This is a genomic window from Labrys sedimenti, from assembly GCF_034424805.1.
In the GTDB taxonomy this organism is placed as follows: Bacteria; Pseudomonadota; Alphaproteobacteria; order Rhizobiales; family Labraceae; genus Labrys; species Labrys sedimenti.
In genome coordinates, this window is sequence record NZ_JAXOUF010000011.1 from 144,240 (window position 1) to 154,634 (window position 10,395).

9 protein-coding genes and 1 pseudogene are annotated in these 10,395 nt (G+C 62.7%); 3 read left to right on the forward strand and 7 right to left on the reverse strand.

Annotated features, from left to right (window positions below):
- Nucleotides 1–71 precede the first annotated feature (71 nt).
- Nucleotides 72–1,052 carry an ABC transporter substrate-binding protein gene (locus tag U1R88_RS25480; RefSeq protein WP_068291912.1) on the reverse strand — a complete coding sequence of 327 codons (981 nt, stop codon included), beginning with the start codon at nucleotides 1,050–1,052 and terminating at the stop codon, nucleotides 72–74.
- Between the two features lie 306 nt (nucleotides 1,053–1,358).
- On the opposite strand from U1R88_RS25480, the gene U1R88_RS25485 reads away from it, so the two are divergent.
- Nucleotides 1,359–2,492 carry a site-specific DNA-methyltransferase gene (locus tag U1R88_RS25485; protein WP_322433783.1) on the forward strand — a complete coding sequence of 378 codons (1,134 nt, stop codon included), beginning with the start codon at nucleotides 1,359–1,361 and terminating at the stop codon, nucleotides 2,490–2,492.
- Nucleotides 2,493–2,754: 262 nt separating this feature from the next.
- Here the strand turns inward: U1R88_RS25485 and U1R88_RS25490 are convergent, their stop codons facing one another.
- From U1R88_RS25490 to U1R88_RS25510, 5 genes are all read right to left on the reverse strand, one after another.
- Complete coding sequence (locus U1R88_RS25490) at nucleotides 2,755–4,185, reverse strand: amidase (protein WP_322433772.1); 1,431 nt, start codon at nucleotides 4,183–4,185, stop codon at nucleotides 2,755–2,757.
- 63 nt (nucleotides 4,186–4,248) lie between these two features.
- On the reverse strand, nucleotides 4,249–5,334 hold the full coding sequence (locus U1R88_RS25495; protein WP_322433773.1) for a Gfo/Idh/MocA family protein: 1,086 nt from the start codon (nucleotides 5,332–5,334) through the stop codon (nucleotides 4,249–4,251).
- 184 nt (nucleotides 5,335–5,518) lie between these two features.
- Entirely contained in the window at nucleotides 5,519–6,664 is a 1,146-nt protein-coding gene (locus tag U1R88_RS25500) for an ABC transporter substrate-binding protein (RefSeq protein ID WP_322433784.1), read from the reverse strand.
- A 116-nt stretch (nucleotides 6,665–6,780) separates the two neighbouring features.
- Nucleotides 6,781–7,641: an ABC transporter permease gene (locus tag U1R88_RS25505; protein WP_322433774.1), complete on the reverse strand. Its 861-nt coding sequence runs from the start codon at nucleotides 7,639–7,641 to the stop codon at nucleotides 6,781–6,783.
- A 10-nt stretch (nucleotides 7,642–7,651) separates the two neighbouring features.
- Complete coding sequence (locus tag U1R88_RS25510) at nucleotides 7,652–8,470, reverse strand: ABC transporter ATP-binding protein (protein ID WP_322433775.1); 819 nt, start codon at nucleotides 8,468–8,470, stop codon at nucleotides 7,652–7,654.
- A gap of 240 nt (nucleotides 8,471–8,710) precedes the next feature.
- Between U1R88_RS25510 and U1R88_RS25515 the strand changes: the two genes are divergently transcribed.
- On the forward strand, nucleotides 8,711–9,661 hold the full coding sequence (locus U1R88_RS25515; RefSeq protein WP_322433776.1) for a MurR/RpiR family transcriptional regulator: 951 nt from the start codon (nucleotides 8,711–8,713) through the stop codon (nucleotides 9,659–9,661).
- Between the two features lie 168 nt (nucleotides 9,662–9,829).
- The gene (locus U1R88_RS25520; protein WP_322433777.1) at nucleotides 9,830–10,285 is read left to right on the forward strand and encodes a hypothetical protein; all 456 of its coding nucleotides are present in this window, start codon (nucleotides 9,830–9,832) and stop codon (nucleotides 10,283–10,285) included.
- Here U1R88_RS25520 and U1R88_RS25525 read toward each other — a convergent pair.
- Nucleotides 10,282–10,395, reverse strand: a pseudogene (locus U1R88_RS25525) (IS5 family transposase); the annotation flags it as partial. The gene U1R88_RS25520 and the pseudogene U1R88_RS25525 overlap by 4 nt on opposite strands.

The following is a 10,395-nucleotide window of genomic DNA, read 5'->3' on the forward strand; positions in this document are numbered from 1 at the left end:
TGGACCGGGAGAGCTGGACTGCCGGCGTCAAGCCCAGCAATGACAAAAGTCAGCGTTCTATGACTGCCGGATCAATAGGATTCCGGCAGATAGGCGGCGATGTTGTCCTTGTTGAACAACCGGTCCGTGTTGACGAGACGCGGCGCCACGGTTTCGCCGGCCGCATATTTGACGATGGCGTCGAAAGCGGCCGGACCGAATTTCGGATTGCATTCGATCAGGACGAGGATCTTGCCATCCGAAACAGCCTGGGCCGCATCACGCGTGCCGTCGATCGAAGCAAGGATCAGATCCTTGCCCGGCACCTTGCCGGCAGCCTCCATGGCAGCGATGGCACCCATGGTCATCTCGTCATTGTGCGAATAGAGGGCGGTGGCATCGGGATGGGCCTGGTAGAGCGTCTCGAAGACCTGCCGCCCTTTGTCGCGAGCGAAGTCGCCCGACTGGGAGGCGATGATCTTTATATCGGGGTAGGCCTTGATCGCCTTCTCGAAGCCCGTCTTGCGGTCATTGGCCGGAGAAGAGCCGACCGTACCCTGCAATTCGATGATCTTGGCCTTGCCATTGACCGCCTTGGCCAGATATTCGCCGGCCATCTCGCCTTCCTTGATGAAGTCCGAGCCGATGAAGGCGACATAGTCCTTGCCGCCCTTGGCGAGATTCACATCGACGCCGCGATCGATCAGGAAGAGCGGGATACCCGCCTTCTTGGCTTCCATCACCGCCGGCACCAGCGGCTTTTCCTCGCGCGGCGACAGCAGAATGACATCGACCTTCTGGGCGATCATCGAGCGTACGTCGGCGACCTGCTTGGCGGCCGAGCCGGCGGCGTCGGTATAGACGAGCTGCCAGCCCCGCTTCTGGGCCTCGTCCTTCATGCTGGCGGTCTGGGCCAGGCGCCAGGGATTGTTGCTCTCCGTTTGCGCAAAGCCGACCTTGTAGGTGTCCTTCTTCTTCAGCTTGGGCAGGTCGGCATAGGCCGGCACCAGCCCGAGGCCGGTGAACGCAGCACTGCCGGCCGCGATCTGCAGCAAGGAACGACGCGTGATCATTTCTCTCTCCCGTTTGGGCCCTTGTTACGACGGGCCCGGACCGATGGCAGCACAATTTGGGTGCCAAGGTCGGTGGCTAGAATGGTCGGACAATTTGAACCGCGTCAAGTCATCAATTTGAGCAGAATGCCGACAGTCACAGCAAGCTCGGCCACGGCACAGGCGTCCCGTTCCGGCACGAAATTTTTATCGCGGCGGCAACGCGGAATTTACCAAACCGGCCCAGGATCCAGCGTGTTGTCAGTAAGCGTTGCGTATGAGTACCCCATGAGTATCTCGCGTACCGGAGCCGCCCAAGCGCTTCGGATGAGCCCTGGGTTGAAGCGTGTAGAATCGCGTTCGTCGATCGTGACGGGCGCGGTTCTACCGCTCGATACCATCATCGAAGGCGATTGTATTGCCGCGTTGCAGCGCCTGCCTGCCGCCAGCGTGGATCTCGTCTTTGCCGATCCGCCCTATAACCTTCAGCTGGGCGGCGATCTTCAGCGGCCCGACAATTCCATGGTCGATGCCGTCGATGACGACTGGGACAAGTTCGCCTCCCTGCGCGAGTATGACGATTTCACCAGGGCCTGGCTCGCCGCCGTCAAGCGCGTGATGAAGCCGGACGCCACGCTGTGGGTGATCGGCTCCTACCACAACATCTTCCGGGTCGGCGCCAGCCTGCAGGATCTCGACTTCTGGATCCTCAACGATATCGTCTGGCGCAAATCCAATCCGATGCCGAATTTCCGCGGCAAGCGCTTCACCAATGCGCATGAGACCCTGATCTGGGCCTCGCGCGACCAGCGCTCGCGCTACACCTTCAACTACGAGGCGCTGAAGGCCGGCAACGAGGATGTGCAGATGCGGTCCGACTGGCTGATCCCGCTGTGCACCGGCTCCGAACGGCTCAAGGACGACGACGGTCGCAAGGCCCATCCGACCCAGAAGCCCGAAGCCCTGCTGGCGCGTATCCTGCTCGCTGCTTCCAAACCCGGCGACGTCGTGCTCGATCCCTTCTTCGGCTCGGGCACCACCGGCGCCGTCGCCAAGAAGCTCGGCCGCCATTTCGTCGGCATCGAACGCGACCAGGCCTATATCGCCCACGCCCGCGAGCGTATCGCCAACGCTGTTCTCGTTGACGATGCCGCCATGCTGGCACCGGCCGAGAAGCGTTCGGAGCCGCGCATTCCCTTCGCCAACGTGATCGAACGCCAGCTCCTGCAGCCCGGCGCGATCCTCAGCAGCGCCAATGGCCGCCACCAAGCCCGCGTGCGGGTCGATGGTTCGATCATGCTGGGCGACATCGTCGGCTCGATCCACAAGATCGGCGCCCTCGCCCAGGGCCTGCCCGCCTGCAATGGCTGGACCTACTGGCACTATGACGATGGCGGCAAGCCGGTGCTGATCGACGAATTGCGCGCCATCCTACGCAAGGAACTGGCGGCAGCGGGGTAGGAGATCAGCTCCTCGTCCGCAAGATGAGGCGCGATCAGCCTTCTCCACGAAGTGGGGAAGGTGGCCCGGCGAAGCCGGGTCGGATGGGGTGCGGCGAGCCACGCGACGCCCTATGGAAAACTGGCATGACGGTGGTGCAATCTCGCCGTGTTTAGCGGACTGCCCGCCACACCCCATCCGTCATTGCTTCGCAATGCCACCTTCCCCACTTCGTGGAGAAGGCTGATCGCGCCATTTCCAGTTGGTGTGGAGTTGAGAAACCTCACGCACTGATTGCCGGGCGCCTGCCCTTCCAGGGCATGGCCTGTTCGAGCTGGGTCGACACCGCCAGCACGGCTGCCTCGTCACCATAGCGCCCGACAAGCTGCACGCCGATCGGGATATCGTCCGGCGTCGAGCCGAGCGGCAGCGAGATCGCCGGCAGGCCCGACAGGTTGAACGGGAAGGCAAACCCCGCATCCGTCCATTTGGCGTTGTACCGGTCGAGATCGGTCATCGACATGTCGTAATAGCCCATCGGGCGCGGCAATTGCGTCAGGGTCGGCGTGATGAAGATGTCGTAGGGCGCAAGGTCCTCCGCGATGGCGCGGCTGAGTTCGCGCAATTTCCAGACATCGCGGGCATGCTCGACGCCGCTGATCGAACGACCACGCTCGATCACTGCCCAGGTCACGGGCTCGACATCGTCCCGGGTGACCGGACGCCCGATCACGCCGGCCAGGCCATCGAACATCGCAGCCGTCTCGACCGGAGACATATGGGTATAGGTCTTCCAGGCATCATTGCCGTCGAGAGCCATGTCGTGTTCCTCGACGATATGGCCGAGGCCTTCCAGCGTCTTCACCGTCGCCAGCACGGCCGCCTTCACCTGGGGATCGATCGGCGTGCCGTTGGCCGGCTTGACGGTGTAGCCGATACGCAGCCGAGCCGGCGCGCGCTTCGACAGTTCCAGCCAGGTTTCCGCCGGCCTCGGCGGCGTATAGGGATCGCCGGGCAAGGCGCCGGCGACCGCATCGAGATAGGCGGCCGTATCGCGCACACTGCGTGAATGGCAGAGAAAATAGGCGCCGCCATACCAGAAGTCTCCGGCCGGAGCGAGGGTGACCCGGCCGCGCGAGGGCTTCAGGCCGACGATGCCGCAGCAGGAGGCGGGTACGCGGATGGAGCCGGCGCCGTCGCTCGCCTCGCCGATCGGCACCATGCGCGAGGCGACGGCCGCCGCCGTGCCGCCACTGGAGCCGCCCGCTGTGATGCCCGCTTTCCAGGGATTGATGGTGGCGCCGTAGAGCCTGGGCTCGGTCGAGATCGACCAGCCATTCTCGGGCGCGTTGGACTTGCCAAGCAGCACCAGGCCTGCGGCCCGGATGCGGCTTACCGAAACCGAATCACTGTCGGCCACGAGATCCTTCAGGTAGCGCGACGAATTGGTGAGCGGGGCACCCTTCCAGGAGCTGGCGAGCTCCTTGGCAAGGAAGGGCACGCCGGCGAAGGGAGCCTTGCGATCGACCTTGGCCGCAGCCTCCCGGCCCATGTCATAGAGCCGGTGGACGACGGCGTTGAGCTTGGGATTGACCTGCTCGATCACCGTGATGGCGGTCTCGACCACCTCGAGCGGCGAGACCTCGCCCTTCTGCACCAGCCCGGCCAGGCCGAGCGCGTCGGATTCGACATAGGTCTCCAGCAATGACGTCATGACGATCTTTCCTTGGTGATGAAATAGCTAGGTGTCGCGTGCTAATGGCACGCGCCGGGCCGATCAGCCGAGCTCGATCGCCCGCTGTTCCCGGATGCTTTGTTCGGCGGCCAGCACGATGCGCAGGCTGTTCACCGCCGCCGCCATGGCTTCGGTGAGATCGAGGTCCTCGCGGATCGCCTTGAGGAAATAGGCCTGCTCGCGGTCGCACAATTCCTGGTGCCCCGGCTCGTCCTCCATGCTGAAGATCTCGTCCGGCTTGGCGAAATTCTTGTCGGCGTCGACCTTGGCGTAGTGGATCTTGATGGCATCGGTCTTGGTATGGCGATCGATGTCGGCGGAATCGGAGAGCTCCTCGCCCTGTTTGGCACTCTCATTCTGGCCGGCGACGATGGAGACCGCCCCCTCCGGCCCGATGACATCCTTCACGAAATAGGCGATCTCGCTCATCATCGGGCCCCAGCCGGCCTCGTACCAGCCGACCGAGCCATCGTCGAAGGTGACGTGCAGGTGGCCGTAATTCTGCTGGGCCGCCTCCTGCCAGAGCTTGGCGCCGATGCCGTGCACGCGCAGCGGCCTGGCGCCGGTGAGCTGGCACATCACATCGACATAATGCACGCCGCAATCGACGATCGGGATCAGGGAATCGATCAGGTTCTTGTGCCAGTGCCAGGCCGGGCCGCTGCTCTGCTGGTTGAGGTTGAGGCGCATCACCAAAGGCTTGCCCAAGGTGCGGCCCATCTCGATGAATTTCACCCAGGACGGATGCACGCGCAGGATATAGCCGAGCACCAGCTTGCGATTTTTCGCAACTGCGGCGGCAACCACCTTCTCCGCATCCTCGATAGTGGTGGCGATCGGCTTTTCCATGAAGACATGGCAGCCGGCCTCGATCGCCCTCAGCGCGTAGTCGGCATGGGTGTTCGGCCACGAATTGATCGAGACGGCATCGGGCCTGGTTTCCGCGAGGGCCGCCTCGTAATCCTCGAACAGCGGGTAGCCTTCGAGTTCTGCCGGCACGGGCTTCGACTTGATCGACCGGCTCATGATGCCGACGATCTCGAAACCATCATTGCGATGATAGGCGCTGGCATGGGAGGCCCCCATATTGCCGAGCCCCACCACGAGAATCCTGACCTTATCGGACATGCGTCCTCCCGATACCTAGATGTCTTGCGCCGATGCGAACCGCGGGTCATCCCGGACGCGCTGCAGCACGAAGTGATGCCGCGCAGATCCGGGACAGCTATCAGAATGATGCGAACCCTGGATGCGGTCCCGCACGCATTGCATCACTTCGCGCTGCTATGCGTGCGGGATGACTGAACTCCCCTTAAAGGGCCCCGTCGAAGAGATGTGCCTTGATCTTCTCGACATCGACCTTGGCAAAGCCGTCTGACAGTTTGACGGCATCCGCGTCGGCCTTGACCTTGGCCTTGTCGAAATCATTGGCCGGCTTGATCAGGTCGTTGGTGAGCACGTCCTCCGCCTTCACCGGTGCGGTGATCTGGCCGATCTTGTGGATCTGGTCGAAGAAGGCCTGCCAGCTCGCCATGTCGTGCCAGCCCCAGCCGCCGCGCTTGTCCATGTCGCCGCGGAAGACGTTGACCTGCTGCAGGATCGAGGTGGTGCCGAGTTCCGGACCGAGATTGCTGGCCAGCGTCGGGAACTGCTCGAACACCGCCTCCACGGCCGCCCGCGGGTTCTGGTAACCGAATTCGAGGCCCATGGCCCAGCCGCGCAGATATTTCTCCAGGAAGGCCTTGCGATCGGGATCCTCGAGGTCGGCGCTGCGCACCACGAAGGTATTGGCCGGGAATTTCGAATGCTGGACGCCGAGCCAGTAGTCGAAGCTGAGTCCCTTGGCGATCCATTCCGCCCTGAGCCCTTCCCAGGACAGCGCCGCATCGCCCTGGCCACCGGCCAGTGCCGTGCCCCAGGTCGGCCAGCCGGCCTCGACATATTTCACCTTCTTGACGTCGACGCCTTGGGCGGCGAGCAGCGGATCGGTGATCGCCTGCCAGGCGGCCGAGCCGAGCAGGATGGTCTTGCCTTCCAGCGTCTTGAGATCCTTGGTGCCCTCGCCCTTGCGGAAGGCGAAGCTGAACGTGTCGCGTGCCCCCATGTGGAACACGGATTTCAGCTTCATGCCGTTCTGGATGGCGAAGGAGAACACGCCCGGGGATGGGAAACCCATGTCGGCCTGGCCGACATCGACGAATTTCACCGTCGCCGTGCCGTCGGAGGGGCCCGGCTGCATGTCAGTGGCGAGATCGCCGAAATAGCCGGCCTTCTTCGCCGCCCAATAGGGATAGTCGTCGAGCACTTCCAGCGTGCCGCGCGGCGAGATCCAGGTGAACTTCTCATAGGCGGCGGCCCGCGCCGGCGTCAGCAGGCCGGAGGCGCCGAGGGCCGTCGCGGTCACCAGGCCGCCGGCCCCCACCTGCAGGAAATAGCGCCGGCTCATTTCTGGCATCATCGATGCGGTCTCGTTCTTCGTCACGGGTTTCCTCCAGTTGGCCCCTGCCTGTTTCCGGCAGTTCGAATGGTGTGTGGTCTTTTCGTTCTAACGCTTTGCTATCGTTGCTTTCCTGCTCAGGTTTCCCAGCTCGCCCACTTCTTACCGATCAGGAAGAACAGCACATAGATCAGGATGCCGAGGATGGAGAGCACCAGTACCACCGCGAAGAATTGCGGCATCTGGATCATCGAGGAATAGGTCGTCAGCCGGTTGCCGAGCCCGAAGCCGCCACCGACCATTTCGGCTCCGACCGCCGTCAGCAGGCCGAAGATGGCGCCGATCATCAGGCCGACGAGGATCATCGGCAGGGCCATCGGCGCCCGGATCTTCCAGAAGATCTGCAGCGTCGAGGCGCCATAGGAGCGAGCCAAAGCGATCTTGGCATTGTCGACCCGCCGGAAGCCGGTGGCGGCGTTGATCATCACCATCGGGCCGGCGGCAAGCGCCACCGCGATGATCCTCGGCGTATAGCCGAAGCCGAAGCGCAGGATGAGCAGCGGCACCAAGGCCAGCATCGGCGTGGTGACCAGCAGCAGGATATAGGGCGCGATGATCTTCTCGGCGAAAGGAAACTGGGTGATCAAGGCAGCAAGGATCAGGCCGATGCAAGCGCCGATGGCAAAGCCGCCGCCCAGTTCCACCAGCGTGTAGCCGAGATGCGGCAGGATCAGCGGGAACTCGGTGAACAGCGCCGCGGCGATCGCGCTCGGCGGCGGCATGATGTAGAGCGGCACCTTGAACAGCCTGAGCGCCAACTCGGCGCCCCCGATCAGGATCACGGCAACGGCGATGATCGCGGCGACCTCGAAGCCGGATTTGATGCCGGGACCTGATGAAAAGGCCGACAGATTGGTGAGGCTGACATCCCGGCCGTCGCCGGAACTTGCCTTGGAGAAGGACTTGGCCTTCGGGAATTGGGGAACGGCGTCACTCACGGCGATGTCCTCAGCTGGCGGCTACGGCGCTTCGCAGCGGCGCCTGCATCTGGCTGGTGCGGCCGCCGACGATGTCCAGCTTGATGGCGTTCTGCAGGTCGAAGACCTCCTTGGTGGCCATGATTTCCAGGGAGCGCGGGCGCGCGAAGGGCACCTGATATTCCCTTGCCACCCGCCCGGGCCTGGCGCTCATCACGATCACCCGGTCCGAGAGGAAGATGGCCTCCTCGATGCTGTGGGTGATGAAGACGATGGTGGTCGGCCGATCCAGCCAGATCTCCTCGACCAAGCGGTTCATCTCTTCGCGGGTGAAGCTATCGAGGGCGCCGAAGGGCTCGTCCATCAGCAAAACCGAAGGCTTGAGCGCTAGAGCGCGCACGATGGAGGCCCGCTGCTGCATGCCGCCGGAAAGCTCGCGCGGGAACTTGCCTCCGAAGCCGGCAAGACCGACGCGTTGCAGGAGATGCTCGATCCAGGCCCGGTCGGGACGGGTGCCCTTGATCTCGAAGGGAAAGGCGATATTGGCGTCGAGGTTGCGCCAGGGCAGCAGGTTGGCCTCCTGGAAGACGAGGCCGATATCGGGATGCGGGCCGGTGATCGCTTTCCCGTCCAGCCTGATCTCGCCGCTGGAGAGGTGGTGAAGACCCGACATCGACCACAGCAAGGTGGTCTTGCCGCAGCCAGATGGCCCGACGATGGAGACGATCTGGTTGGCCTGAATGTCGATGTTGCAGCGGTCCAGCGCAACGAGATTGCCCGAAGCGGTGTGATAGACCTTGCTCGCCTCCCGCACGGCAAGCTTCGGGTGTGATGCCAGCCCCGTTTTCATTCCATCCCTCGGAGAATGCGCCGCGGCCCTCAAGGGCCATCTCATCGCGGCCGGCACTGTGTAACTATCCTACTTTGGTGTCAAGCAGAGGACAGGACCATTACAAGACCAGTTGACCGCAAACTCTTCTATCTATCGGAATTATCTTGAATTATTGCTTCATGAATGTTGTGTTACTTTCCTACATGGATGGCGCCATCCTGCACAGGGGCGCTCGTTGAAGTGGAGGGAGAACGCCTCATGAGCCAGGGCAGGACGAAGGCGCCCAGGCGCGGCGCGGCCGGCAGCGAGCCTGGCCCCATTTCCGAAAGGCCAGCCCACATCCCCGACATCATTTCCCTGGTTAAGGACGCCTATGGCGATTTGCGTCCGGCCGAGCGGCGTGTCGCCGACGTGGTCCTCGAGGATGTCGAGGCCGCCGTCGCCGCCTCCAATGGCGAACTCGCCAGGCGTGCCGGGGTGAGCGAACCGACCGTGACGCGATTCTGCCGTGCCATCGGGTGCGAGGGCGTCAGGGACTTCAAGCTGCGCCTGGCCCAGAGCCTGGTGGTCGGCGCGCTCTATCTCGGCAAATCGGGCGCTCATGCCGATAACGGCCTGCCGTTCTGGAACGCCGTGTTCGGCGAGGCCCATCGCGCGATCGAGGCGACCGAGCGCCAGCTCGATCCAGCAGAACTGCAGAAAGCGGCCGACCTGATCGCCGGCGCTCGCCAGATCGCCGTTTTCGGCCTCGGCGGCAGCGCTTCCGCCCTGGCGCAGGAGACGCAATATCGCCTCTTTCGCTATGGCATCGCGGTATCAGCCCATATCGATCCCTATGTGATGCGCATGACGGCCTCGACCCTGAAGCCGAAAGACGTGGTGATCGCGATCTCGGCAACCGGGCGCACGCGCGAGGTGGTGGAGGCGGTCGAGATCGCCCGCCAATACCGGGCCACCACCATCTGCGTCACCGCCCCCGACACCGACCTCACCCGCGCCTGCGACGTCAGGTTGACCGTGGCCGTGCCCGAATATGCCGACACGCTCAAGCCCACGGCCCTGCGCTTCGCCTTCCTGACCCTGATCGACCTGATGGCGACGGCCACCGGCTACAAGCTCGGCGGTTCGGCCCGCGAAACACTGCGCCGGGTCAAATACAATGTGCAGATCCGGCGAGCGGGTAGGGAGATGGAGCCGTTAGGGGATTAGCAAATATTTGCAGAGAGACACGTTGTATCTCGTTTCCTCACTATTGCTTTGCGCTGTGCCATTTCGGTTTTTGACCGTAAACAGGCTCCTAGCTCAGGATATTTCTTAGCGAAATTCTACAGCGCAATGATAATATTTATCCGCGCTCAAATGGATGCGGAGGAGTCGATGACAAATGTGACGGAGATCAATCATTCTCCGTTCGGCCATCTTCGTTATGGGAAGGAATACGGCGTCGAGTATTGGCGAGGCAGCATCACACTCTCATGCTTTGAGCAACCTTTCGCCCTCATCGTCCGAGCCGGGCGAGGAGGCCCGTCACAACAGCAAGCAGCGGCGCTGACTGCCGTGGTTAAGAGCGCGTCGATGATCCAACAGCAAGCGACCACGCCGATGGTGAAAGCTCATCGAGAGGCTGGAATATCCTTCGAAACCAGGAACACCGGGAACGGTGATGTGTGGTCAATTCTACAGCCGGAGGAGATCGAGGTGTCGGATGAGAGCTACTATCGGGACGGCCGCATTTTCGTAGCACTTATTTTTGGCTCGACGCAGGAACCGAGCTTTGCACCTGCCATCGAAACAGCTGATGGCATTTTTGTACGGGTACTTTCCGGAACCTAGGCCTCGTGGACAAAGGGCAGCCACAGCAATGCTGATGCGAGGCTGACGAAGCCGAGATATGACTCTCTGGTTTTGTCATATCGGGTGGCGATGCGACGCCAGTTCTTGAG

Excerpts from the sequence above, each read along its gene's own strand:
- U1R88_RS25480 (WP_068291912.1), bottom strand. The coding sequence starts at position 1,052 with ATGATCACGCGTCGTTCCTTGCTGCAGATCGCGGCCGGCAGTGCTGCG.
- U1R88_RS25485 (WP_322433783.1), top strand. The coding sequence starts at position 1,359 with ATGAGCCCTGGGTTGAAGCGTGTAGAATCGCGTTCGTCGATCGTGACG.
- U1R88_RS25490 (WP_322433772.1), bottom strand. The coding sequence starts at position 4,185 with ATGACGTCATTGCTGGAGACCTATGTCGAATCCGACGCGCTCGGCCTG.
- U1R88_RS25495 (WP_322433773.1), bottom strand. The coding sequence starts at position 5,334 with ATGTCCGATAAGGTCAGGATTCTCGTGGTGGGGCTCGGCAATATGGGG.
- U1R88_RS25500 (WP_322433784.1), bottom strand. The coding sequence starts at position 6,664 with ATGATGCCAGAAATGAGCCGGCGCTATTTCCTGCAGGTGGGGGCCGGC.
- U1R88_RS25510 (WP_322433775.1), bottom strand. The coding sequence starts at position 8,470 with ATGAAAACGGGGCTGGCATCACACCCGAAGCTTGCCGTGCGGGAGGCG.
- U1R88_RS25515 (WP_322433776.1), top strand. The coding sequence starts at position 8,711 with ATGAGCCAGGGCAGGACGAAGGCGCCCAGGCGCGGCGCGGCCGGCAGC.
- U1R88_RS25520 (WP_322433777.1), top strand. The coding sequence starts at position 9,830 with ATGACAAATGTGACGGAGATCAATCATTCTCCGTTCGGCCATCTTCGT.